General features: G+C 47.9%; 27 protein-coding genes and 1 tRNA gene. 10 read left to right on the forward strand and 18 right to left on the reverse strand.

Features of this window, described 5'->3' with window-relative positions; genetic code table 11:
- The first annotated feature begins 211 nt into the window (after positions 1 to 211).
- From Q0537_RS06900 to Q0537_RS06910, 3 genes are all read left to right on the forward strand, one after another.
- Complete coding sequence (locus Q0537_RS06900) at positions 212 to 1,132, forward strand: M23 family metallopeptidase (RefSeq protein WP_314521096.1); 921 nt, start codon at positions 212 to 214, stop codon at positions 1,130 to 1,132.
- The gene (locus Q0537_RS06905) at positions 1,084 to 1,500 is read left to right on the forward strand and encodes a polymer-forming cytoskeletal protein (RefSeq protein WP_005873147.1); all 417 of its coding nucleotides are present in this window, start codon (positions 1,084 to 1,086) and stop codon (positions 1,498 to 1,500) included. The genes Q0537_RS06900 and Q0537_RS06905 overlap by 49 nt, the downstream gene beginning before the upstream one ends.
- Positions 1,501 to 2,119: 619 nt before the next feature.
- A tRNA-Ser gene (locus Q0537_RS06910) sits at positions 2,120 to 2,210 on the forward strand.
- 51 nt (positions 2,211 to 2,261) lie between these two features.
- On the opposite strand, the gene Q0537_RS06915 is transcribed toward Q0537_RS06910, so the two are convergent.
- The 17 genes from Q0537_RS06915 to Q0537_RS06995 form a co-directional block, all read right to left on the reverse strand.
- Positions 2,262 to 2,891, reverse strand: coding sequence for a hypothetical protein (locus tag Q0537_RS06915; protein ID WP_299226382.1), 630 nt, complete (start codon positions 2,889 to 2,891; stop codon positions 2,262 to 2,264).
- A gap of 374 nt (positions 2,892 to 3,265) precedes the next feature.
- Positions 3,266 to 4,483: a 2-hydroxyacyl-CoA dehydratase gene (locus tag Q0537_RS06920; RefSeq protein ID WP_295098664.1), complete on the reverse strand. Its 1,218-nt coding sequence runs from the start codon at positions 4,481 to 4,483 to the stop codon at positions 3,266 to 3,268.
- Entirely contained in the window at positions 4,483 to 7,437 is a 2,955-nt protein-coding gene (locus Q0537_RS06925; RefSeq protein ID WP_299226385.1) for an acyl-CoA dehydratase activase, read from the reverse strand. The genes Q0537_RS06920 and Q0537_RS06925 overlap by 1 nt, the downstream gene beginning before the upstream one ends.
- A 294-nt stretch (positions 7,438 to 7,731) precedes the next feature.
- On the reverse strand, positions 7,732 to 8,088 hold the full coding sequence (gene rplS, locus Q0537_RS06930; protein ID WP_005873155.1) for a 50S ribosomal protein L19: 357 nt from the start codon (positions 8,086 to 8,088) through the stop codon (positions 7,732 to 7,734).
- Entirely contained in the window at positions 8,085 to 8,786 is a 702-nt protein-coding gene (gene trmD / locus Q0537_RS06935) for a tRNA (guanosine(37)-N1)-methyltransferase TrmD (protein WP_299226388.1), read from the reverse strand. Before trmD ends, rplS begins: the two co-directional genes overlap by 4 nt.
- Complete coding sequence (gene rimM, locus Q0537_RS06940) at positions 8,783 to 9,313, reverse strand: ribosome maturation factor RimM (protein WP_299226391.1); 531 nt, start codon at positions 9,311 to 9,313, stop codon at positions 8,783 to 8,785. Before rimM ends, trmD begins: the two co-directional genes overlap by 4 nt.
- Positions 9,306 to 9,548 carry a KH domain-containing protein gene (locus tag Q0537_RS06945; RefSeq protein WP_005873158.1) on the reverse strand — a complete coding sequence of 81 codons (243 nt, stop codon included), beginning with the start codon at positions 9,546 to 9,548 and terminating at the stop codon, positions 9,306 to 9,308. The genes rimM and Q0537_RS06945 overlap by 8 nt, the downstream gene beginning before the upstream one ends.
- A gap of 1 nt (position 9,549) precedes the next feature.
- Positions 9,550 to 9,780: a 30S ribosomal protein S16 gene (gene rpsP, locus Q0537_RS06950; RefSeq protein ID WP_005873159.1), complete on the reverse strand. Its 231-nt coding sequence runs from the start codon at positions 9,778 to 9,780 to the stop codon at positions 9,550 to 9,552.
- Positions 9,781 to 9,858: 78 nt separating this feature from the next.
- Complete coding sequence (ffh, locus tag Q0537_RS06955) at positions 9,859 to 11,199, reverse strand: signal recognition particle protein (RefSeq protein ID WP_299226395.1); 1,341 nt, start codon at positions 11,197 to 11,199, stop codon at positions 9,859 to 9,861.
- 66 nt (positions 11,200 to 11,265) lie between these two features.
- Positions 11,266 to 12,015, reverse strand: coding sequence for an RluA family pseudouridine synthase (locus Q0537_RS06960; RefSeq protein ID WP_299226400.1), 750 nt, complete (start codon positions 12,013 to 12,015; stop codon positions 11,266 to 11,268).
- Positions 12,015 to 13,403, reverse strand: a complete 1,389-nt coding sequence (locus Q0537_RS06965; protein WP_299226404.1) for a 3-deoxy-D-manno-octulosonic acid transferase — start codon at positions 13,401 to 13,403, stop codon at positions 12,015 to 12,017. The genes Q0537_RS06960 and Q0537_RS06965 overlap by 1 nt, the downstream gene beginning before the upstream one ends.
- Positions 13,400 to 14,107, reverse strand: coding sequence for a zinc ribbon domain-containing protein (locus Q0537_RS06970; RefSeq protein WP_298988055.1), 708 nt, complete (start codon positions 14,105 to 14,107; stop codon positions 13,400 to 13,402). Before Q0537_RS06970 ends, Q0537_RS06965 begins: the two co-directional genes overlap by 4 nt.
- Before the next feature lie 9 nt (positions 14,108 to 14,116).
- On the reverse strand, positions 14,117 to 14,839 hold the full coding sequence (locus Q0537_RS06975; RefSeq protein WP_299226407.1) for a Nif3-like dinuclear metal center hexameric protein: 723 nt from the start codon (positions 14,837 to 14,839) through the stop codon (positions 14,117 to 14,119).
- Between the two features lie 5 nt (positions 14,840 to 14,844).
- A complete protein-coding gene (gene glyQ / locus Q0537_RS06980) occupies positions 14,845 to 15,744 on the reverse strand; it encodes a glycine--tRNA ligase subunit alpha (RefSeq protein WP_297895712.1) in 900 nt (299 codons plus the stop codon).
- Between the two features lie 64 nt (positions 15,745 to 15,808).
- Positions 15,809 to 16,240 (reverse strand): GyrI-like domain-containing protein, encoded by a 432-nt coding sequence (locus Q0537_RS06985; protein WP_299226411.1) that lies wholly within the window; start codon positions 16,238 to 16,240, stop codon positions 15,809 to 15,811.
- Between the two features lie 3 nt (positions 16,241 to 16,243).
- Positions 16,244 to 16,744 (reverse strand): 5-(carboxyamino)imidazole ribonucleotide mutase, encoded by a 501-nt coding sequence (gene purE, locus Q0537_RS06990; protein ID WP_299226414.1) that lies wholly within the window; start codon positions 16,742 to 16,744, stop codon positions 16,244 to 16,246.
- Positions 16,741 to 18,003: a peptidase U32 family protein gene (locus Q0537_RS06995; RefSeq protein WP_299226417.1), complete on the reverse strand. Its 1,263-nt coding sequence runs from the start codon at positions 18,001 to 18,003 to the stop codon at positions 16,741 to 16,743. Before Q0537_RS06995 ends, purE begins: the two co-directional genes overlap by 4 nt.
- A gap of 71 nt (positions 18,004 to 18,074) precedes the next feature.
- Between Q0537_RS06995 and Q0537_RS07000 the strand changes: the two genes are divergently transcribed.
- From Q0537_RS07000 to Q0537_RS07030, 7 genes are all read left to right on the forward strand, one after another.
- Entirely contained in the window at positions 18,075 to 18,863 is a 789-nt protein-coding gene (locus Q0537_RS07000) for a histidinol-phosphatase (RefSeq protein WP_299226422.1), read from the forward strand.
- Between the two features lie 221 nt (positions 18,864 to 19,084).
- Positions 19,085 to 20,512: a type I glutamate--ammonia ligase gene (gene glnA, locus Q0537_RS07005; RefSeq protein ID WP_177388609.1), complete on the forward strand. Its 1,428-nt coding sequence runs from the start codon at positions 19,085 to 19,087 to the stop codon at positions 20,510 to 20,512.
- A gap of 129 nt (positions 20,513 to 20,641) precedes the next feature.
- A complete protein-coding gene (locus Q0537_RS07010; protein WP_299226426.1) occupies positions 20,642 to 21,895 on the forward strand; it encodes a ComEC/Rec2 family competence protein in 1,254 nt (417 codons plus the stop codon).
- 79 nt (positions 21,896 to 21,974) lie between these two features.
- Entirely contained in the window at positions 21,975 to 22,265 is a 291-nt protein-coding gene (locus Q0537_RS07015; protein ID WP_299226428.1) for a YciI family protein, read from the forward strand.
- A 170-nt stretch (positions 22,266 to 22,435) separates the two neighbouring features.
- Positions 22,436 to 22,753 (forward strand): GNAT family N-acetyltransferase, encoded by a 318-nt coding sequence (locus Q0537_RS07020; protein WP_299226430.1) that lies wholly within the window; start codon positions 22,436 to 22,438, stop codon positions 22,751 to 22,753.
- Positions 22,754 to 22,770: 17 nt separating this feature from the next.
- Positions 22,771 to 23,073 carry a GNAT family N-acetyltransferase gene (locus Q0537_RS07025; protein WP_299226437.1) on the forward strand — a complete coding sequence of 101 codons (303 nt, stop codon included), beginning with the start codon at positions 22,771 to 22,773 and terminating at the stop codon, positions 23,071 to 23,073.
- A gap of 122 nt (positions 23,074 to 23,195) precedes the next feature.
- Positions 23,196 to 24,083 (forward strand): hypothetical protein, encoded by an 888-nt coding sequence (locus Q0537_RS07030; protein WP_299226432.1) that lies wholly within the window; start codon positions 23,196 to 23,198, stop codon positions 24,081 to 24,083.
- Between the two features lie 264 nt (positions 24,084 to 24,347).
- On the opposite strand, the gene Q0537_RS07035 is transcribed toward Q0537_RS07030, so the two are convergent.
- Positions 24,348 to 24,695, reverse strand: coding sequence for a phytanoyl-CoA dioxygenase (locus tag Q0537_RS07035; RefSeq protein WP_299226434.1), 348 nt, complete (start codon positions 24,693 to 24,695; stop codon positions 24,348 to 24,350).
- Positions 24,696 to 24,784 lie beyond the last annotated feature (89 nt).

Consider the following 24,784-nt stretch of genomic DNA (forward strand, 5'->3'; position numbering starts at 1 on the left):
GAGCGTCCGCCTGAAGTTTGTTTAGTTGTTTTACTGTTTTTGACATTGTGTCTCCTTTATTTAAAATTGCTGTAATTATAGCAAGATTTTCTTAAATTATAATTATACTAAGTAATAAATTTTATCTTTTAGTGAAATTTTGAAATTAAATGGCTTTTAAATTTATCTACAATTTTTTTGAAATTTCAGCTATGCTGCATTATAATGCCGCATTATGAAAAACAAATTTATGATAACCATAACCGACCTTAACGGCTCTAGGAATTTTTTGCTTTCGCAAATCATCAAAAAGATCGCGTTATATTTGGTGCTATTTGTTTTTACCGTTTTCATCACGGGTGCGCTATATATCAGGTACCTGGGCTCTAAAATCGATAGCCTTTCGCGAACCAAAACCGAGCTTAACGAGCTAAATCAAAAACTTCGCGACGGTATCGCGGCAAGTCAGATGGAATTTGAAGCCATCGAGGGTAAAATTTCGGATTTGGAGCATCAGTTTGGGCTTGATCCTGAGGAGGATGAGCGCGCGATCGACCGCCTATCTCACATCAAACCTACTTCCGAACAAGAGATCAAAGAGCGCGCGCAAAAGATCATCAACGAAAAATTCTCCGACGCGCTGATAAAAGAAATTTTTATGCAGATCCCAAATGGCAGGGTCATGCGCACTCATCAGCTCAGCGAGAAATTCGGCTGGCGCAACCATCCCATCTTAAAGCGCAAGCAGTTTCACCCGGGCGTCGATCTACGTACGCCGCCCAAAACACCCATCTACGCGCCTGCAGATGGTATCATCCAATACAGCGGCGCCGGCGCTACTGGCTATGGCAATCTAGTCGAGATCCGCCACAACTACGGCTTTACGACACGATATGCGCATTTGGATTCAAATTTAACTCGCAAAGTAGGAGAGTTTGTAAACAAAGGCGATCTCATCGCTTTTAGCGGCAACACCGGACTTAGCACCGGACCTCATCTGCACTACGAGATTAGATTTTTGCAGCTGCCGCTAGATCCGCTAAATTTTATTAACTGGAACGAAAAAAATTACAAAGAAATTTTTACTAAGGAGGAAGATGTCCCATGGCAATCTTTAATAAAGGCGATGCAAACACCGCTCAAACAACAATAATCTCGTCAGGCACGCTCATCAAAGGAGAGCTGCACCTGTCGTGCATTTTGCATATCGATGGCAATGTCGAAGGCGACGTGATCTCCGATAATACTGTCGTCATCGGTAAAAACGGTACCGCGCGCGGCTCGATTAGAGCCAAACATATCGTAATCAGCGGCAAATTTTTCGGCAATATCGAAGCCGAGCTCGTCGAGCTGCTAGGCGGCGGTGTGCTCGTAGGCGACGTGCTATCGCAAAGCTTCGGCATCGAAGTGGGCGCGAAATTTAACGGAAAAAGCGCTGTAAGTGGCGGCGATCAAGCCCTAGTCATCGACGGCAGCGCAAGCGAGGACGTCAAGCTCATCGACAAAGCTCTAGGCGAATAAATCGCGCACATTTGGAATTCTTGGAATTTTAAAGGCTTTAGCTAACGGGGTTTTAGAATCTGATTGATATTAAAATTTTAAAATTTCTAGCCTTTGGAATTCTTAGATTTTTATATTTGCGAGATCTTAGAGTGTCATCAATCTTAAAATTTGGAATTTTAAAAAATTCCAAATTTTAAAATCCTCGCAACCAAAATTATTGAAATTTTTAAGCTTTGAAATTTTCAAAATTTTAAAGCTTAAATATGCTTAAAATTTCAGAATTATGCAGATCGTAAAACCCTAAATCCTAAAATTTTGCGCTTACACGGGGTTTTGAAATTTTGTTTGTAAGCCGGATCTTAAAATTCGCGCCCGGCTGAATTTAAAATTTTAAAATTTTGCCGCAAAATAACGCATGGACGCAAATTTTTTACTCGCACAGACTTTAAAAGCTCGCGTAAGTTTTAAGTTTCGCATAAGCTGTGTAAGCAAGTATAAATTATCTCCGCCGAATGTTTTAACTCATTATAGCTCTTTGTGCCGCCAGCTCAAATATCCGCGCAGTGATAAATTCTGCGAGCTGAGCTAATTTAAGCCCATTATTAGATTAGTTATGTATAATGCGATTTCTTTTTGTGGACAGATGGGTGAGTGGCCGAAACCACACCCCTGCTAAGGGTGCAGCTTCTAACCGGGGCTCGAGGGTTCAAATCCCTCTCTGTCCGCCATTACTTTAGAATTTAAATCAATAAAATTTCACTTCCGTGGTTCAGTCGATTCTAGCCGCCTAGGATACTGCCTAAAAGCAGCACCGGCATCATTAGCGGCATTACGATGGGTCCTTGTATGTCGGTATCCATTTTGGCATCGCGCTCACTTTTGATCCCGCTATCGACCGTTATACGCGCGGGGTACTCGATTGGCACGCCTGGGCGGTGCGATCTGCGTAGCTCGTCGTGATCTTTTAGGCGCTTAAAATATCTGCCTTCGATCAGATAAGAGTAACGAAACGTAGAACTATACGCTGGCTCCAGCTGCTCTGGGTCGTCCATCAGCTTAGCCTGCACGGATAGCGGTAGATCGTATTTTACAAGCTCGATTTCGTGCTGGATATATGCGGCATCACCGCCTTCATTGTATCTGTCGATCGTGAGCATGCTTACGTTGCGCCTTATCGCGTCTTTATTTAGCGACGCCAGACTCGCAACCTTGGCGCGCACGGCGCTAAGATTCGCATCAAATACGTAATCATAAATCTCGCCACTCATACGCAGCTGACCGCCGGACGCCGCGCTCATCGCGACGATGTGCTCGCGCCCTTGCATGTAGCCCGGCAAATTCTTACTCGCACATCCGCTAAAAACCGCGCAGCATAGCGCCAAAAGCGCGCCATAAATCCAAAATTTCATAAACTTCCTTTGTAAAATTTAAAGACGGATTGTATTAAATTTTGCCTTAACGAGAGTGGAATTTTATGACGTGGCAAAATGGGATTGTGTGATGGAATTCTATGGCGGCGGCGCGTAGAATTTCACGCGGATTTGTATAAAATTACTATGAATTTCGTAAGAGCTGAAGCCGGAATGAGCGGAAGAGGCAAAAGAAGCGCAATGAAACTGCCAAGATTTTAAAATTTCAAAATCTCGAGGAAATTTCGCGAAAGGAAGCGAGCCATTTGCGCGTCAAAATTTAACTATCATCGCGAGCTTGCTTTTAAATTTTAAAATTTTACGGCAGGCTTTGGAATTTTAAAATTCCAAAGTCCTTTTTGATATGCGGCGCACTACTTTCGATTTGCGTTAGCAAGCATCAGCTTTATGCGGTTTTCTTGATTTACCGCGCTTGCGCCCGGGTCGTAGTCGATAGCGGCGATGTTTGCTTGCGGGTAGTTCTGTTTGATCTTTCGGATCATTCCGCGCGCGATGATGTGGTTTGGCAGGCAGCCGAAGGGCTGCGCGCACACGACGTTTTGTATACCGTGGCGCATAAACTCGACCATCTCCGCCGTCAGCAGCCAGCCCTCGCCCATCTTCACGCCGTGACCGATGTAGCCGTCAGCGGCGGCACGAACCTCGCTAAATGGGCTCGGCGCGCGAAATCCGAAGCGCTTCATCTGCTTAATCATCATGCGCTGGAAAAATTCCACTACCTTAGCGACCGCAAGCGAGCCGTAATACGCCGCACCGCCCTTGCCGTAGAGCTGCTTGTCGTAGACCGCATCGTAGATGCAGGTAAGCACGAAGTCCATCAGTCCCGTATTTACGGGCTCGGCATTTTCGCGAATGAGGTAGGCATTTAGGCCGTTGTTGCCGATAGGGGAGTATTTGAGATAAATTTCGCCCACGATACCTACTTTTACTCGCGGCTTATCGTCGCGCTCGATTTTAGCGAACTGCGAGAGGATAAATTTGAAATTTTTCTTGAGATTGAAAAACGATCTTTGATCGGTCAAATTTTTGATCCGCTCGGCGCAGAGTTCGTAAATTTCATTCGTTTGGTTTTTGATCTTTTCGTAGGGCTTGCACTGATTATACAACCCCATCATCAAATCGCCGTAAAATATCGCGGCAAAGAGCTTTAGAAGCGATTTTTTACCGAGGCTAAATTCATTCTCATCTAGCGAGCCGAAATTTAACGAGATCGCGGGGACGTAGCTAAAGCCGCTGTCCTCAAGCGCTTTACGAAGCAAATTTATGTAGTTGCTCGCTCTGCAGCCGCCCCCCGTTTGGCTGATGAGAAGCGCTACTTTGTGCGTATCGAACTCGCCGCTTTTTAGCGCATCGATAAACTGCCCGATGACGAGCAGCGCGGGGTAACACATGTCGTTATGCACGCTGCGAAGCCCTTCCTCGACGATATTTTGACGATTTTCGCCGAGCAAGACGCTCTTATAGCCCTCGTCGCGCAGCACCCCCTGCATAAAGCGAAAGTGCGGATCGATCATTGTGGGGATCAATATTGTGTGGGTCGCTTTCATATCTTTCGTAAATTTAGCAAACATTAGCGCGCATCCTTTCTTGCTTCTTGTTGCGCGCATTGCCTCTCGCGCTCTATCATAGTCGCTTTTAGGCTACGCAGGCGGATCTTGACCGCACCTAGGTTCGTAACCTCGTCGATTTTAAGTTGAGTGTAAATTTTACCGTTTTGACGCAGTATGTCGCGCACCTCGTCGCCCGTGATCGCATCGATCCCGCAGCCGAAGCTGACTAGCTGCACCAGCTGCATGCGCGGGTATTTACAGACGAAGCGTGCCGCGCTATAAAGCCTGGCGTGGTAGGTCCATTGATTAAGGCTCTTCGTCTGCACCCTGCTAAGCGGCAGCGCGTCCTCGCTAAGAACTACGAAGCCCAAGGAATTTAGATAGCGATCGATGCCGTGATTTATCGTCTTGTCGATATGATACGGACGACCCGCTAGCACGACGGCAGGCGCGCCGCTTGCATTGATCTCTTTTAGGGTCTCCTCGCCTTTTATTAAAACGGTATTTTTGTAGTTTTGCAGCTCCTTAAGGCCTTGCAAGACGGCGTTTTTCACGGCGTCGGAATGAAATTTATACCCGGCGTCCGCGAGCTCAGCCTGCATCGTTTTGCAAAACGAATCTTGCATGTTAAGATCCACGTGCGGATAGAGGAATTTTTTCTCCTCCAGCGCGCCTACGTTCGCGCGTATCAGCTCGGGATAGTATGCGACTACGGGGCAGTTGTAGCAGTTCTCGCTGATATTTTCATCTAGGCTGTAGCTCATACACGGATAGAAGATAAAATCGACGCTCTTATTTAGCAGATCGTAGATGTGGCCGTGCACGCTTTTAGCCGGGTAGCAGACGGTGTCGCTCGGGATGCTTTGGCTTGCTAAAAACAGCGTCTCTTTTCGCGGCTTTTGCGACAGCACGACGCTCATGCCTAAATTTTCAAAAAACGCACTCCAAAATGGGATCATCTCAAACATATTCAAAACAAATGGAATTCCGACCCGCGGCGCATCCTGCTTCGGCGGCTTGCGATATTTTCGCAAAAGCTCGTTTTTAAACTCAAATAAATTCGTAATGTCGTGGCGGATCTCTTTGCCCGCGCCGCGCTCGCATTTATTGCCCGAGACAAATTTAGTATCGCCGAAGTAGCTGATCGTAAGCGGGCATTTATTGGTACAGAGCTTGCAGACGCTAAATTCGCTGCGATGAGTGAAGCTTTCAAGCTCTGCACGACTGATCATATCGGTACGCTCGTTCGCGTTATTTTTGGCAAAAAGCGCCGCACCGTATGCACCCATAAGCTCGCTGATATCTAGACGAATCACGTCCTTGCCGAGCTCTTTTTCAAAAGCGCGCAGCACGGCGTTGTTTAAAAATGTCCCGCCCTGCACTACGATGTTTTGACCCAAATCGTCGGCATTTCGCACGCGGATAACCTTGTAAATCGCATTTTTTATGACGCTAATAGCAAGTCCAGCGCTGATATCCTCGATCGTAGCGCCGTCCTTTTGAGCCTGCTTGACCGAAGAGTTCATAAAGACCGTGCAGCGGCTACCAAGCTTGGCGGGATGGGTCGCAAAAAGGGCTAAGCTTGCAAAATCTTTAATGTCGTAGCCTAAAGAATTTGAAAAGGTCTGTAAAAATGAGCCGCAGCCCGAGCTACACGCTTCATTTAGCACGATAGAATCAATATTGCCATCTTTAATAGAGAAACACTTGATGTCCTGCCCGCCGATGTCGATGATGAAATCGACCTTTGGATTGAAGTGGCGCGCGGCGCTATAATGCGCGATCGTCTCGACGATGCCGTAATCGAAGCGAAAGGCGGTCTTAATGAGATCCTCGCCATATCCGGTAACGCCGCTGCCCTTGATCTTGATGCGACCCTCACAAAGATCGTATAACTCCTTAAGTCGCGGCAACAGGATGTCGACCGGATCGCCTTTATTGGAGGAGTAAAATTTATACAGCAGCTCGTAGTTTGCACCCATAAGCACGACTTTGATCGTAGTGCTACCGCAATCCACGCCCAAATACGCGTCTCCGCTGTAGGTGTGGATATCCACCTTAGGCACGCTTGCGCGGGCGTGGCGAGCTGTGAACTCGTCAAATTCCGCTCTGTCTTTGAAAAGCGGCGGCTCGGCTTCCAGCGCGGTCCTGTCGGGCTCCTTTTTTAAAAGCGCGATCGTCTCCTCTAAATTTAACGCCTCCCCCGTATCTTTTGCATACAGCGCGCTGCCGTAAGCCACGAAGTAAGGCGCAATATCGGGGAAGGTCGCAGTTTCGTCGGTAAGCTTTAGCACCTCTTTAAAGCGCGCCTGAAGGCCTTTTAGGAAAAACAACGGACCGCCTAGAAACAGGATATTGCCCTTGACCTCGCGACCTTGCGCAAGCCCCGAGATCGTCTGCTCGACGACCGCAGCGTAGATACTAGCGCAAATATCCTCTTTTCTAACGCCCTGATTTAGTAGCGGCTGAATGTCGCTTTTGGCAAACACGCCACAGCGTGAGGCGATCGGGTAAATTTTATTCGCCGCAAAGCTTAGACGATCGAGCTCCGTGATATCCAGATGCAAAAGGTTGGTCATCTGATCGATAAATGCACCGGTGCCGCCCGCGCACGAGCCGTTCATCCGCTCCTCAAGTCCGCCCGTGAGAAATAAAATTTTAGCATCCTCGCCGCCGAGCTCGATGACGACATCGGTCTTCGGAAACATCCGCTTGACGCCGAGCGAGGTAGCGAAAACCTCTTGGACGAACGGAATTTTGCAATTTTTGGCGATGCCCATACCCGCAGAACCCGCTATGGCGACGCTGAATCGCTCGCCTGCGTAGCTTTTTTGAATTTGCAAAATTTTATCCAGCACCAGCTCTTTGGGCTTTGCTAGATGCCGCTCGTAGCTCTTGCTTAAAATTTCATATTTTTCGTTTAAAACTACCGTTTTAACAGTGGTTGATCCTACGTCAATGCCTAAAAAAATCACATCTCGCTCTTTACTGAATAAATTTTGCTCGGCCGAATCCTAGAATTTAGCGCGAGCTTTCTAAATTAAAATTTGCATTTTATAGTAATATTTTTAAACGCAAATAAAATCAGGATATATTTTATCTTTTTCTATCGAAAAAGACGATTTTTAGGCAGTTTAGAATTAAAAATTTTAATGGAAAAGTTGTAAAATTTTAGATTTAATGCGAGTAGATTTTGCGCGAAATCTTTTAAAATCTCGCGCATTATAAAAAGAGCTTCCTTTTGAATTGGGAAGCGTAAATTTAAAGGACTATTTTCGAAGCTCTTTGATTTTAGCCGCTTTACCGCGTCTGTCGCGTAGGTAAAATAGCTTCGCGCGGCGAACGCGTCCTTTTCTTAGAACCTCGATGCTTTCGATACTCTCGCTGTAGATCGGGAAAATTCTCTCTACGCCGACGCTATTTGCGCCGATCTTGCGGATGATAAAGGTCTCGCTTACGCCGTTTCCGCGGCGCGCAATGCAGGTACCTTCAAAATTTTGAATTCTGCTCTTATCGCCCTCTTTGATCCTAATGGCTACCTTTAAGGTGTCACCAGCACGGAAATCAGGCACACTTTTGCTTGTGATCTGAGCGTCCTCAAACGCTTGGATATACTTGTTTTTCATAAATTTCCTTTATTTCTGGCGATCTTTCGGTACATATCCGGGCGGAAGAACCTCGTTTTGCATAGCGCCATTTGATTTTTTAAGCTATGCATTTTAGCGTGATTACCCTTTAAAAACTCTGAAACTATAGGTAAATTTTCAAAAACATCAGGCTTTGTAAATGCGGGCGCCTCTAAAATTCCGCCTTCGAAGCTTTCTTCGACGAGCGAGCTTTCGTTGCCTAAAACGCCCTTTATGTTGCGGCTTATCGCATCGCACATGCAAAGCGCGCCGAGCTCGCCGCCGGTAAGGATGAAATCGCCGATGCAAAAAATTTCATCTACATATCTTTCGACTATGCGCTCATCGATCCCCTCGTAGCGCCCGCAGATAAAGCACAGGCTCTCTTTGCCGCTTAGGCGCTTGGCATCGTTTTGGTTAAATTTTTTACCAGCGGGCGAGAGATAGATAAACTTCGTGTTTTTAAATTTAGCTCTTACGTGTTCTATAGTCCCGGCCAGCGGCTCCGTGCCGATCAAAAGCCCCGCGCCGCCGCCGATCATATAATCATCTACTTTTTTGTAGCGATTCGCCGTGAAATTTCGCGGGTTAAAAAAATGCGTCGAGATTATTTTCTTATCGACCGCGCGCTTTAAAATCGAGTCCTCAAAATACGGCGCGATGAGATTTTCAAACAGCGAAATGAAGATAAAATTCATGAGTTTTCCAAAATCGCGCGCGCATTTTGAGTAAAAATTTTACGCTCGTTAAGCGAAATTTCTTTCACATAGGCGTCCACGTAGGGGATGAAAAATTCTTTCGGCAAAGCCTGCGAGATTAAGCTTTCATCCGTTTCTATCTCAAAAAGATAGCCGCTTCCGATCTGCGATATGTCCTTTACGCGCCCCAAAATCGCGCCGTCTTCATAAATTTCAAGCCCGATAATATCGAAGTAAAAGAACTCGCCCTTTTGCAATTTGCAAAATTTCCGCGTGTCCTCTTTGCTTCGGTAAATGATTTGATTGGTTAAATTTGCCGCCGCTTCTACGCTTTCGTAATTTTTAAAAATAGCGCTAAAGTTTGCGCCGTTGAAGGATAGAATTTCTAAAATTTCGCCGTTTCGCAGATAAAATTTGGCGCCTTTTTTAAACTGAGAGGGAAAGTCGCTACGATCGAAAATTTTAACCGCGCCCTTTAGGCCGATAGTCCGACCGAGCTTTGCGACCTCTAAAAGATCATCAGGCATCTTTTGCTTTGACGGTAATTTTATAATTGATCGGATCTTTTGCTTTGTAGCCGATGATGACGGTCTTTATGGCGTTTATCATTTTGCCGTCCTTGCCGATGAGTTTGCCTGTATCGGCCTTGTCGGCATAGACGATGATCTCGGTAAAGTTTTCACCGACCCGCTTTTGCGTAGAAACGGACTGCGGATAGTCGGCGATCAACTTTGCGTATTCTTTTATAAAATTTTCTACCATTTTATTTGCTTGTGATTTGAGCGACTCTATCGCTTAACTTCGCACCTACGCTCTTCCAGTATGCCAAACGCTCCGCGTCGAATTTGATATTATCGCTATCTTTTAGCGGATTGTAAAAACCGATCGTCTCGATAAAGCCGCCATCGCGTCTTTTCCTGCTATCCGTTACCACGATGCGGTAAAAAGGCTGCTTCTTTCTTCCGATTCTTGTAAGCCTAACAACTGTTGCCATTTTTTCTCCTTAAATTTTTGTAAGTTTTAGAACTTGCAGATGGCTAAAACTTAAACATCTGCAAACTCTACCGAGAGGCTATCTCGGTAAATTTTGCCTTTGAGCGATCGAGGCAAGCCCCTGCATACCGCCCTTGCCCGAAAATTTCTTCGCAAGCTTCGAAGCACCCGCGAACTGCTTTAAAAAGTGGTTCACCTCCACTTGCGAAAGCCCTGCGCCAGCAGCAAGTCTGCGCTTGCGCGAATTATTTAGCAGATCGGGATTTTCGCGCTCTTTCGGCGTCATAGAATTTATCATCGCTTTGATATGAAGTATCTCTTTTGAGTTTTCCAAATCGATATCTTTTATCTTATTCGCCATACCGGAAAGCCCAGGGATCATGCCGATTAAATTTTTCATATTGCCGAGCTTTTTCACGCTTTCGAGCTGATTTACGAAATCGTTAAAATTAAACTCGCCTTTTTTAATCTTTTTGTTCAGAGCCTTAGCTTCTCTTTCGTCAAAAACGGCGCTTGTTTTCTCGGCCAGCGTCGCTAAATCGCCCTCGCCCATAATGCGGCCGGTGATTCTATCGGGTATAAAGCCCTCCAGATCGGCCACCTTCTCGCCGGTTCCGATAAAGCGAAGCGGGATACTCAGCTGCTGCGCGATACCAAGAGCTACGCCGCCTTTGGTATCGGCATCAAATTTGCTTAAGATCACGCCCGTTAGCCCTAAAATTTCATCAAATTTAGCGGCAGTTTTAATACCGTCTTGACCGCTCATAGCGTCCGCTACGTAAAAAATTTCATGCGGATTTAGAGCTTTTTTCATCTCCGCAAGCTGTGCCATAAGCGCCTCATCGATCGCGAGACGTCCCGCCGTATCTACGAGCAGTACGTCATAAAGCCCGCTCTTAGCCTTGCTTAGCGCTTTTTCCGCAACCTTTAGCGGATCACTCTCGCCCTCGATAAAAAACAGCTCGATCTCGTTAGCCTCGCATAGCTGACGGAGCTGCTCGACCGCCGCTAGGCGCTGCAAGTCGCAGGCTGCGACCAAGACCTTTTTTTTACGAAGTTTCAGATAGTTCGCGAGTTTTATCGCGCTTGTAGATTTTCCGCTTCCTTGAAGTCCCGTCATCAAAGCTACCGTAGGAGGCGTGCTAGCGAATACAAATCCCTGGCTGCTGCCTCTAGGCGCCGTTAAAATTTTAGTCAAATTTGTCTTGATGGACTGCAAAAACGGCTTCTGCCCTATCGTACCGATACGAAGATCGGCTTCGACAAGCGCCAAAAAATCCTTTACGACTTTGTGGTGCACGTCGGCCTTTAAAAGCGCCTTTTTTAGCGTCTCCAAGGCGTTTTTTAAAGCTTTTTCGTCATCGATTGTTTTTAATTTATTGACCGCGTTTTTAAACGACTCGCTTATGATCTCAAACACTTTGATCCCTTATAAAATTTTTAAACTTGCGATGTTACCTAAAATTAACTTAAAAGCCATTGAATATCAGAGATCCTTAGGAATTTCAAAGCTGAATTCGTTGAAGCTTTTATCAAGCGGAGCTTTAAATTTAAGCCCTAAAATTTCAGTCTCGTATGAGTGCAGAAACATCCGTTTTGCGCGGCTTTTAGCGTATTTTTCATCGCCTATTACGCCGAATCCCGCATTTGCTAGATGCACGCGGATCTGATGCGTCCTGCCCGTCTCGATCCGTACTTTCACGAGCGATTTTTTGCCGCTTACCATCAGCGGATAAACCTCGCTAAATGCGCTCTTGCCGTTTGGCGAAATTTTAGAAAACGCACCGCTTCGGGTCTTTATCGTCAAAATCGGCTCGCCAAATTTCATCTCTTCGCTCACGATCCCCTTCACGATCGCGATGTAGCTTTTCTTCACGCGCAAATTTTTAAACTCTGCAATCGCTGCCTCACGAAATTCCTCGTTCTTATACAATAGCACGACGCCGCTGGTTTCCTTATCCAGGCGGTTTAGAAGGCCGAATTTATAGATTTTTTCCAAATTTTCGCTGCTCATAAAGGGCGGCTTATTGACCGCCAAAACGTTCTCATCCTCGTAAATGATCGCGGGTTTTGCGGGCTTCATCACGCTAAATTTAGTATTTTCGCCGAGCATCTCGCGCGCTAGAGCGATCTTTGCGCCGCGCGCGCTCACAAGCCCCGCGTCGATGAGGGCTTTGGCTTCATTGTGCGAGATGTTTTCCTGCGCCGCCAGCAGTTTGTAGGCTTTTTCTTGCATTAAATTCTTTCCTTGATTAAATTTTCTATCTCTTGCAGATCGCAAATTTTATCTATCCGCGTGCCCTTTAGCGGCTCTTTTAAAGCGTTTGAAATTTCGTTCGCGTCGCACAGAGCGATGTTTTGTACGAGCGCGTACAGCGCCTTTTGATTATGAAAAAATCGCCCGCTGATGATCGGCACGCCGAAGCTCGCCGCCTCAATCGGGCTATGTCCGCCGATATTGCGCAAAAAACTGCCGCCCAAGATCACGACGTTTGAAATTTTATAAAAGTTCGCTAGCTCCCCGAAGGCGTCGAGCAAGATAAAATCGCTCCGAAGTCCCGCGCCGTCGCTAAACCGCTCAAAGCTAAGCCCATGCTCGCGCGCCCAAATCTCACAAATTCCACGTACCTTTTCAAAGCGCTCCGGATGTCTCGGCGCCAGGATGATTTTTAGCTTTTGCGGCGCGGCAGTCGAGGCTGCCGTATTCAGTGCAGCAAAATTTAAAGACGCACCGTTTAAAGGCGCCGTATTCGGCACGGCGGACGAAGCGTCGCTTGAGCTCGCCGCATCCAAAGAAGCTACGTTTAAATTTACCGGCTCAAGCGAGCCCGTCTCGCCATGAAGCTCGGCCACAGGCAAGCTTTTATCACCATGGACACCCGCTGCGTATGGGTATTTTTCGAGAGCACTCTGCGAACTGCGAAATTTTATAAAATCGTTTAAATTCGATAAAATGAGCTCCTCTTCACCCTCGTGGGTGTTTGAGATCGTAAGCACGAAGTTATTTGCGGACGCGGCAGAATAGTCCTTCGTCGCAACGGCGATATTTGCGCTTTTCACATTGCCGGCGACCTTTATATTTTTTGCGCCGAGCTCCCGCAGCCGCGCCGCATCAAGCTCGCTCTGCGCAAGCACCAGATCTATATTTTCAAACACCTTGCGATAGTAAAACTTAAAGCGCAGATAGCTCGCGTAAGAGCGGTCGCTAATGCGCGCGTTTAGCAGGATTACGTAGCTTCCGCGCGCCTTGGCGGAACGTATCAAATTTAGCCACAGCTCCGCTTCAAAAATCACCAGCACGCGGCTGCCCGTAAGCCAAAATGGAAGCCAGTTTTCAAACGGCAGATAGCGAGAGTTCAGCGTGAGCGCGCATGCCGCATCAAAGCCCGTCTGCGTGGTCGTGCTAAGCGCGACGCTCTCAAATTTAGAAATTAGCGGCGCAAGAGCGTTTACCTCGCCCAGGCTGCAAGCGTGAAAATGCACTGCAGCGAGGCTAAATTTAGGGTTTTTGTATAGAAAAAATCGCGCCTTCAGGCTCGTGCGGTATTTTTTTTTAAAGCTTAGGATAAAAATAAAAGGCGCAGCGACGAGCCACGCCAAAAACGCCAAGGCGGTGTAGATCACTCGGCTTCTTTATATAAAATTCTGCCGCAATACGGGCAGGTTACGATGTCGTCGCTTTTGATGACCGCGGAATAGGTCTTGTCGCTTATGCGCATAAAGCAGCCGTAGCAGGCCTGTTTGCGCACCGGCGAGACCGCCGTATTGCCCGCCCATTTGCGGATCTTTTCGTAGAATGAGACGGTTTTTGGGTTCATCGCCTGCATTAGCTTATCGCGCTTGGCGTAGATCGCGCCGCGAGCGACCTCGACCTCGCCCATCTCGGCGCTCACCTGCTCTTGCAAGCTTTTTAGCTCGGCTTCAAACGCCTCTTGCTTTTCGCTCTGCTCTTTTACGAGCGCCTCCTTTGCGGCTACGATCTTTTCTAGCCTTTCGATCTCCTCGTTTGTGGCTTCGAGCTGCTCTTTTGCGATGTCCTCTTCGACGCTAAGGGCTTTGATCTCCTTTTCGGTTTTTGCCGCGCCGCTTTTTTTGCCCGTGCTTTTTAGCTTGGACGAAAAGGCGCTAAGTTGCGTGTTTGCTTGTAAAATTTGAGATTTTAGCTCGGCGATCTCCGCATTTAGAGTTTCGATCTGTTCTTTTGCGCCGTTTATTTCAGTGCTTTTTTTACTCAGCTTCTCCTGTGCAGCCTCGATTTTAGGCTTAAATCCGTCCAGCTGCTTATCGAATTCGCAAAGCTCTACCAATTGGCTTAAATATTTGTTCATCTTCTTCCTTTAATAATACGTAAATGGATTTTTTTGCTCGCTTATTATAACTTCAATTTCGCTTTTTTGCAAGAAAGGTGCGAGCGCGCGCCCAAAATAGCGCTCACTTTCAAAATGATTTATGTCGATCAAACTCACGCCGTTTTCTAAATTTTGAAGTGCCGCGTGATATTTTATATCGCCCGTGATGAAGCAATCCACGCCCAAGCTTTGATTGAGTTCGCTTCCACTGCCGGTACAAAGCGCGATATTTCGGATGAAATTTTTCGTCTTTACGGCGCGCAGATGCTCGATGCCAAGCTTGCGTTTTATATCCGCGCACAGAGCCTCAAAGCTCAAATCCGCGCGCATGAAAACTAAAAATTCCCGCTCATCCGTAATTTCAAATTTTAAAATTTCGCGCGCTACGAACCCGTTTAAAACGTGCTTGTCAAAGTTCGTATGCATCGCGATGAGTGAGATGTTTTTGCGGATCATCTCATAGATCAAATTTGCAGGATAGAGCCGCGGATCAAGCGATTTTAGCGGGCTGAAAATCAGCGGGTGGTGCACCACGAAAAGCGAGCCCGCCTCCGCCTCGCGCACCAGCTCGCTAGTAACGTCGAGGCTTAGATAGATTTTTGAAATTTCATCATCCAAGTTTCCGAGCATTAGCCCGCTATTATCCCACGCCTCCGCGTCGCAAAAAGGCGCGGCGGCGTTTAAAATTTCATAAATTTCGCCCGTTTTCATAAATCCTACTTTGCGCTTTTATCTGTTTTATTTGCGGTGTCCAGCTCGGCGACGTATTTTTGCGGATCTGCATAGCAAAGCGCGCAGTTTTTGGCAAGATCGCGGATCTTTAAAATATAATCCTGCCTCTGCGTGACCGAGATCGCTCCGCGCGCGTCAAGGACGTTGAACGTGTGCGCCGCGAGCATGCAGTAATCATACGCGGGAAGCGCCAGGCCGTGCTTTAGGATGCTTTTGCACTCGCCGAAGCAGTTTTCAAACTGATTAAAAAGCATCGCGGTGTCCGCGAGCTCGAAGTTGTATTTGCTAAACTCGAACTCGCCCCTTTTATGCACGTCACCGTAGGTTACTAGCCCCGCCTTGTCGTCCCAGACAATGTCGTAAACATCGTCTTTGTTTTGCAGATACATCGCCAAGCGCTCAAGTCCGTAGGTGATCTCGCCGCTAATTAGCTCGCACGTGATGCCGCCTACCTGCTGAAAATAGGTAAACTGCGTCACCTCCATGCCATCCAGCCAAACCTCCCAGCCAAGCCCCCAGGCTCCAAGCGTCGGGCTCTCCCAGTTATCTTCTACGAAGCGGATATCGTGGCTTTTAAGATCCAGCCCCAGCTTTTCCAAGCTTTTTAGATAGAGCTCTTGGATATTATCCGGGCTCGGCTTTAAGATCACCTGAAACTGATAATACGCGCCCAAACGGTTTGGGTTTTCGCCGTAGCGCCCGTCTGTTGGGCGACGCGAGGGTGCTACGTATGCCGCGCGCCAAGGTTTGCTTCCTAGGCTACGCAAAAAGGTAGCCTGATGATAGGTGCCTGCGCCCGCAGGCATATCGTAGGGCTGAACGAGCAAGCAGCCCTGCTCGTGCCAGTAATTTTGAAGCGTCAAAATAATCTGTGAAAACGTCATTTTTATCCTTTTATCGATATGTAAATTTAAATTTTATCTTCCAAAGCGCTTTTCAAAGCCTGCCTCAAAGGCTCTTCGCAGCTCTTAAATTTTTCAAAATTTCAGCCGAGCATTCGCCTACTCTCGTAGGCTCGTTCGCAAAATCAAAAACCGCGTAATCGCCCGCTTCGATACGTAATTTATCGCAGGTTTCATCGCGCTCATTTTTACAGCACTGATTTGCGGATTTGCAAGCTTCGTCGTGGCTTTCTTTATGGTGTCCCTCCTCCGGGCAAGTGCCTATTAGCACGGAGTATTCGCCCTGCGCGCCGTTTTCATAGTCGTAATACGCAGCATAAATTTCACTTTTCTCGGCGCTGCTTCTGCTAGCGTTAAATTTTAAAAACTCGCCCCACAAATTTGCGATCACCCCTCGCCCGCTCGTCTCATCTGCGTTATTCGTGCGAGTCTTTAAGCCGCAAATTTCAAAGCTCTCGCGCAATTTTAAAATTTTCATAGATTAATCTTCAAGCAGCACTTCGATCTGCTCAGAGTCTTTTTTTAGCGCCTCCGCTTTTGCCGCGCGATCCGCCTTTAGCTTCGAGCTTAGCACCTCGTCGTTTAGAGCTAAAATTTGCACCGCCAGATACGCCGCGTTTTTTGCGCCCGCCTTGCCGATCGCAAGCGTCGCGACGGGGATACCCGCAGGCATCTGCACGGTCGAATACAGCGCATCTACGCCGCCAAGCGCGCTACCGCCGAGCGGAACGCCAAGCACCGGCTTGGTCGTATTCGCAGCGACCGCGCCCGCAAGATGCGCCGCCATGCCCGCCGCGCAGATAAAAACCTGCGCGCCCTTTTTCTCGGCGTCCGCGACGTATTTTGCCGTGCGGGCGGGGCTTCGGTGCGCCGAAGATACGATCATCTCGTACGCTACGCCAAATTCGTTTAAAATTTTAGCCGCCTCGTAAACGACCTCATAATCGCTCTTTGAGCCCATTATTATAGAAACAAATTTCATTCTATCTCCTTTCTTAAAAAGCAAAACTCCGCGAGCTTCGCAGGCAGTTTAATCTCATTTAGATTGCCGCTGTGAATCTCGCTAAATTCCTTACCGCTGCGACTTTGCAGCCTCTTAAATTTTAAATACGGCTTGCCGTCAAGCTCAAAAATTTCGCCGATCTCATTATCGCAAGCGCAAATTTTAAGGCCGCGCGGAGCAAAAATTTCATAGCTCTCGCCGGGCAAAATTTTATCCTTGACGCTTATAAACTCGCCGTCTTGCGAAATCGCACAGACCTGATGCGTGCCAAGCTCGATACTGCGGTCTAAATTTTGCGTATCCTCTCGCTCGTACGGGCGCTTTATCAAATATCCGTCGCTAAAGCCGCGGTTTTTAAGCGTCGCAATCTCGCGCTCGTAAACGCCGGCCTCAAATTTATCGCTCGCAGCATCGTCGATCGCCGCGCGATAAGCATTCGTGGCGCACGCGACGTAGTATTCGCTCTTAGTGCGCCCTTCGATTTTGAAGCTGTCGATCGCGCCCGTTTGCATGATCTTTTGCACGTGCGAAATGAGGCTAAGATCCTTCGCGTTCATTACGAAAGTGCCCTCCCCTTCGCGCTCTTGCAAGCGGAAAAGCGCGCTGGTTTCGGGGTTTTTCGCGTAAAGCTCGTAGTTAAATCTGCAGTCGTTCGCGCAGCTTCCGCGGTTGCTGAAGCGCCCGCTTTGCACCGCGCTAACAAGACAGCGCCCGCTGTATGCGAAACACATCGAGCCGTGCACGAAAATTTCAATTTCTAAGTTTGGAATTTTATCTTTGATCTCTACGGCGTCTTTGAGCGTCATTTCGCGCGCTGCTACGATGCGAACGGCGCCCAGCTCCGCCCAAACCTGCGCATCCAGATAATTTAGCACGTTAGCTTGGGTAGAGACGTGAATCGGAATTTCTGGAGCTACGGCTCGCGCGAGGCTCGCAACGCCCAAAGTGGCGATTAAAATTCCATCCACGCGCAGGTCGCGAAGAAATTCCAAATGCCTTTTGATGTTTCCTAGCTGACCGTTGGTCGCAAAGCCGTTTACGGTCGCGTAGAGCTTCTTGCCGCGCTCGTGCGCGTATGCGACGCCCTGCGCAAAGCTTTCCTTGCTAAATTCCTTCGCGCTTCGCTGGCGCAGCGAAAATGAGCCGGTGCTTGCATACACGGCGTCCGCGCCGTAAGCTAGGGCTATTTTTAGTTTCGTTAAATTCCCAGCAGGAGCTAAGAGTTCGGGTTTTTTCAAATACATTCCTAGTGATTTTTTAAGCGCGATTTTACTACAATTTAGCCAAAATTTTATTTAAGGAGCAGTTGATGCGAGCCGATCTACACAACCACACCTATCTTTGCAACCACGCTAGCGGCGAGCCGCGGCAGTATCTGGAAGCGGCGATCGCACGAGGCATAGAAATTTTCGGCTTCGCGGATCACGCGCCGATGAACTTCGATCAAAAATACCGAATGAGCTTCGAGCAGATGGAGCTTTATGAGCGGATGATTAGGGATCTGCGGGACGAGTTTAGCGGGCGGATCGACGTGCGGCTCGGATATGAAGTCGATTTTATGACGAAACGGGAGCTAATGGATGAGCGGATTTTCGCGCGCGAGGTCGATTATCTCATCGGCTCGGTGCATTTTTTAAACAACTGGGGCTTTGATAATGAGGAATTTTTAGATCAGTGGAGCGGGCGCGAGATAGACGACGTTTATCGCGAATACTTTGCGCTGATCTGCGCACTGTGCAGAAGCGGCAAATTCGACATTTTAGGGCATATGGATCTGATTAAAATTTTTAAATTTACTCCGAAAAAAGACATCAGAGTTTTAGCAGGCGGCGCGATAAATGCGATCAAAAAAAGCGGCATCGTCGTAGAGCTAAACTCCGCGGGGCTTCGCAAGCCCGCAAATGAAATTTATCCAAGCGACGCGCTTTTGGCTATGCTAGCGGATGCAAACATGCCGATCACGCTTGGCTCGGATGCGCACTCGGTAGCTCAAGTGGCGCTAAACTACGATAAAATTTACGCCAAAGCGCGCGAGTTCGGCTACGAGCGGATCGCCGTTTTCAAAAATCGCGAGCGGCAGTTTGTAAGTCTGGCGTAAATTTACGGCGGTCGCCTTTAAATTTAAAAAGGCGCGGACGGCAAGAAATTTTAAAATTTCAAAATCTTCAGTGGCGTGAAAATTTCAAAAGCCTTGGCGGCGAGAAATTTTAAAAATCGCGGCGCGCAAAACGGCGCGCAGATAAAGTCGAATTTCAACTAAATAATGTTAAAATCCGCCATTAAATTTAGCCCGAATACGGGCGGAAAAAAGGAAAAAATATGGGAAAATTTGTTAATGACGTGAAGGAATTTTTTAAATTTTGCGATGAGAACGAGGTCGAGTTCGTCGATTTTAGATTTACCGATCTAAAAGGTACCTGGCACCACGTCGCTTACAACTACAAGCGCTTGCCGAAGGACTTCGCCGACGGAATTCCATTTGACGCGAGCTCGGTAGCGGCGTGGCAGCCGATCGATAAATCCGATATGATGCTAAAGCCCGACGTGCAAACGGCGTTTTTAGATCCGTTCACCGCGGACGTGACGATCATCGTCATCTGCGACGTTTACGACATCTACAAAAACGAGCTTTACGAAAAATGCCCGCGCTCGATCGCCAAAAAAGCCGAACAGTTTCTGCAAACCACGGGTCTTGGAGATACCTGCTATTTCGGGCCGGAGAATGAATTTTTCGTTTTCGACGACGTAAAGATCATCGACGATATGAACTGCGCGATGTTTAAGGTAGATACCGAAGAGGGGCATTGGAACAGCGGCAAAAACTACAAAGACGGCTTTAATAGCGGCCACCGCCCGGGCGTAAAGGGCGGCTACTTCCCAGTCCAGCCCGTCGATTCGATGGTCGATCTGCGCGCCGAGATGCTAAAAGTGCTAGAACAGATCGGGCTTGAGACCTTCATCTGCCACCACGAAGTAGCGCAAGGCCAGGGCGAGATCGGCGTCAAATACGGCACTCTCGTCGAGGCTGCCGACAACGTGCAAAAATACAAATACGTCGTAAAGATGGTCGCGCACCTAAACGGCAAGACCGCGACCTTTATGCCAAAGCCGCTCTACGGCGACAACGGCAGCGGAATGCACGTGCACCAATCGATCTGGAAAAAGGGCAAAAATACCTTTTACAAAAAGGGCAACTACGCAAATTTAAGCGACGCGGCGAGGTGGTACATCGGTGGCGTGCTAAAGCATGCGCGCAGCGTCGCGGCGTTTACAAACCCGAGCACCAACAGCTATAAGCGCCTAATCCCGGGCTTTGAGGCGCCGTCAATTCTAACTTATTCGAGCCAAAACCGCTCCGCTTCGATCCGCATCCCTTACGGCAGCGGCGAGAACTCCGTGCGCGCGGAGATGCGCTTCCCCGATAGCACCGCGTGCCCGTACTTGGCGTTCGCGGCGATGCTGATGGCGGGAATCGACGGCATCAAAAACAAAACCGAGCCAGTCGGGCCGATGGATGAGAATTTATTCAAACTGCACCTGGATGAAATTCGCGAGCGTGGCATCGAGCAGCTTCCGCACACGCTTCGCGGCAGCCTAGAGGCGGTGATCCGCGATAATGAGTATCTGCGTCCGATAATGAGCGAGCTTTTTATCGAGACCTATCAGCATTTTAAATTTGAAACTCAGGTTTGGCCTTACGAGGCACGCCCTACGCCGTTTGAGTTTGCGACGAATTATTCGTGCTAAGGCTAAATTTTATGCCGCGCCGCCCGGTTTTTACGAAACGGTGCGGCATAGAGACTTGAAATTTTAAAATTTCGCCGCGCGCGAGCTTTTGAAATTCCGTCGCGCGAACTGCGAACTTAGAAACCGTCCGTGAAGCTTCAACTCTTTTACCGCAAACGTGAAATTTTATACTTTCTGCTTATTTTGCTTGGAATTTTATCGCTAAACTTGGGTCTAAAATTTTATGAATTTAGAGAATTCCGCGAGAAAAACTACGCCTTTTACGACGCGCAAATTTTAAACGCCTACGCCAAAACGAACGAGCGCGGCCGCACCTACACGGTGCTAAAGCTCAAAACGGCGGATTTCACACTCTACACGACTGCTGGGCTCGAGCGGGAATTTCACCGCTTCGCGCGCGTAAATATCGGCATCGTAACCAAAAACGTAAAATTTTTAGATTTTTTAAAGCAGCGCTTTTACGCGCCAAATTTTAAAATTTCAGCTGAGACCGCGCCCTCTGGAGCAAAATGGCGCGCAATAAGCTTCGTTCGCGCTCAGCACAAAGATGAGATGACGGCAGATCTTTACTCCGCGCTGTATTTTGCGACCGAAATTTCAAAACCGCTGCGCGCTAGCGTGACGAACTGGGGCATAGCGCACATCATTTCCATAAGCGGCTTTCATCTGGGCATCATCTTTAGCACTGTCTTTCTGCTCGCAATGCCGATTTACCGCTATTTTCAAGATCGCTACTTTCCGTATCGCAGCGCCAAGCGCGATCTTAGCGTCTTTGTGATCGTGCTTATGAGCGGATATCTCTTCGTGCTTGACTTTACGCCGAGCTTTCTGCGCTCGCTTGCGATGTGCTGCGTGGGGTTTTACCTCGCGATGCGAAATTTCTACGTACTTAAATTTACGAACCTTTTTCTCACCGTCGCGCTTTTGCTCGCGTTTTTCCCAAAACTAGCCTTTTCGATCGGATTTTATTTCTCCTGCCTCGGCGTGCTGTATATTTTCCTCTACCTGCACCATTTCGCGCCTAAATTTAAGCTCTGGCAGAACGTCATACTTTTTAACCTCTACGTTTGGCTCAGCATGAACGCGGCGGTCTATTATTTCTTCCCGACCGCTTCGTTGCAGCAGCTTAGCGTAATGCCTCTAGGATACGTGTTTGTAATCTTTTATCCGCTGAGTATCTTTTTGCATCTATTCGGGCTCGGCGGCGCGCTCGATACGCCGCTGCTTGCGTTTTTAAACTTTACTTTGCCGAGCTTTCAGGCGCAAATTCCGCCGCTTCTTTTCGCGCTCGCAAACATCTGCGCGCTTGCTGCGATAAAACTTCGTTGCGCAGCAGTTGCGTGCGCGATAATCGGAATTTCGCCGATATTTTTTATAACGTAGCGCACGAAAATTCCGGCGGGAATTTTATCCGTTGGAATTTTATGCTAAAATCGCGCTTTAAATCTCACAAAGGATCAAAATGTTTATTGCAAACCTCACTTACGTTAAAGAAATTAGCGAAATCGATCGCTTCATCAACGAGCACAACACGTTTTTAGATAAATTTTTCGCGGCGGATAAATTTATCTGCTCGGGGCGCAAAGTCCCTCGCACCGGCGGCATCATCTTAATCAATGCCAAAGACTGCGCGGAGCTTGATGAGATCATCGCGCAAGATCCGTTCTTTCAAAACGGCGTCGCAAAATACGAGATCATAGAATTTACGCCGACGAAATTTGCGCCCGAGTTTTGGCGACTTTTTAGCGAATAAACGGCGCGGGTTAAATTTTAAAATTTACGCGCTCAAACATGCCTCTGAAATTTAGCCGTTTTGCGCGCGAGATAAAATTCCCGCTAAATTTAAAAGCCGGTCGCGGCGGCCAATTTAGATAAGCTTAAAACTGAAATTATGCAAAAACGGCTAAATTTAAAGGAGACCGGGTGCTGATAAAACTGCGGCTCGCAACGCCGCAAGATGCAGAGGCGCTGCTTGAAATTTACGCGCCTTACGTAAAGCAAACGGCGATCAGCTTCGAATACGACGTGCCCAGCGCCGCGGAATTTGCGGAGCGCATCGAGCAGACGCTGCAAAGATACCCCTATCTACTCGCTTACGTAAGCGATGAGGCGGCATGCGCGGACGACGAACGGAATGAAAATTTTAAAATTTCTGCGAGCGCGGCGGGCGCAGAGAGTGAATTTCGCCCGCAGACGAAGCGCGAGATCGCACAAACGCCGCGCCAAAGCAAAGCGGCGTAAATTTAAAACCGAATCAAATCCTCGGCTATGCCTACGCTTCGGTTTTCAAAGAGCGCGCGGCATACGATTGGTCAGCGGAGTGCTCGGTTTACGTGTCGCGAAACGTGCGCGCTTTGGGCATCGGCAGGCTGCTCTACGAGGCGCTACAGCGCGCGCTTAGGGCTCAAAATATCGTAGATATGAACGCTTGCATCGCTTGCGGGGATGACGAATATCTAAACGACGCGAGCGTGCGATTTCACAAGCGCATGGGCTTTCGCTTCGTCGGCAGATTCGAGCGCTGCGCCTCGCCTATAAATTCGGCCGCTGGTATGATATGACGTGGATGCAAAAACCCATCGGCAAGCATCTGCAAAATCAGCCCGCAATGAGGCCTTTCGCGCGCTTTAGAGATGAAATTTGCGCGAGCGCGGGCATTGAAATTTAATTTAAAGGAAAAACTTTGACGCACTTTATCATAGACGACGAAAATATCGACGTCGATAATATATTCGACGTCGTAAATCTCAAAGAGGGCGACGAGCTAAATATAGTCTCCAACACCGCCAAAAAGATCGGCGCCTTAACCCTTGCGCGCCTATCCAAGATGGGCGTTAGCATAGGCGAGGTCTTTACGATCGGTAAGCAAAGAAAGGATTTCGCCGATAAGATCATCGTGTTTTTGATGGGTAAGCTCTGCGGAGCCGAGGGCAAGATCGGCATCGTCAGCAACGATAAATTTTACGACGACGTGATAGAATTCTTTAACAATCTAAACTACCGCAAAAATCCTAAATTTGAAAAGATCAGTCTAGCCTCGCATGCCGCAGGGACGAACGCAAAGCAAGGCAAAGCAAACGGCGCGGCAGAGAAAAAAGCCCAAAAAGCGGAGTCGGAAGCTACAAAGCAGGAGCCAAAAACTGCGAAATGTGAGCCAAAGGCTCAAAAGCAAGGTATAAAAGCCGCAAAGCAGGAGTCAAAAGCCGCACAACAGGAACAAAAAGCCGCAAATTCTAAAATCGTCAAAGCAGACCTTGCCGCGGCGAAGGCGCTGATCCCACAGTGCGTGAGCCTGCAAGCCCTTTACGGCGCGTGCGTCGCAAAGCTCGGCAGAGCCAAAGGCTGCGAGGCCTACCGCGAGATCAAGGACGACGCGCGGACGCGATACGCGAGCATCACCTACGATAGCGACCTAAAAGACGGTGCCGTAAGGCGAAACGCGATCAAGCTATACCGCGAAAGCGGCGGCGATATGGCGGAATTTCACAATAAGCTGACGAGCGAATACAAACACGCGGGGCCTGAAATTTACAAGGAATTTAAAGAAAAACTCGTCGGAAAGATGATCTAGGCGACTCGGGCGCAAGGATTTAAGGCGCAGCGATAGAGCGCATCGCGACGTAGCAGCTAAAGCACGGTCTAGCGGCGTTAGATGTATCGTTACGGCGCGCGGTATGATGCAGCGCAACATAAGTGCGCCCGAAATAAAGCTGTTTGCTTACGCGGCATCGGTCTTATTTTACCGTATATAACCAAGCAAAGCCCAAGCGCTTAGGCATAGTAGCAGAGTAAAGATATATACGATAAATTTCATTCTGCCAGGTTCAATCCGGGTCTAATCATAGTTAAAGCTATATGGCTTGTATCCGAAAATATGCAAGGTCTTCAAAGCGAGCTCCCTGACCTCTATCCAGGATTTGTTCTGATAGACTAGATAATCGTAAGTATCTCCTTCTAGCAAGCTTTGATCTTTAAAGTATCTATCTATGAGCTCCAAAAGTTCTCTTAGTGCATCTCTCTCATATGGCAGGAAGCAAAATTTAAATTGCTCCAATAAAGCGTTCTTGCATTCGGTATATAGAAATTCTATCATTTCCAATGGGCTTTCGTAATATTCAACCGCGGGATGAATCAAATGATCAACTTGATATTCCAAAGAAGCCATTCGACTTAGATGACACATAAGAGCACCTTTCTCAAATATCTCTTTTCCGTTAATTTGCATTTGGGTTTCCTTTTATTGGGATATAAACTTCATACTCAATCATAGTC

Source organism: uncultured Campylobacter sp. (genome assembly GCF_938017775.1).
Lineage (GTDB): Bacteria > Campylobacterota > Campylobacteria > Campylobacterales > Campylobacteraceae > Campylobacter_B.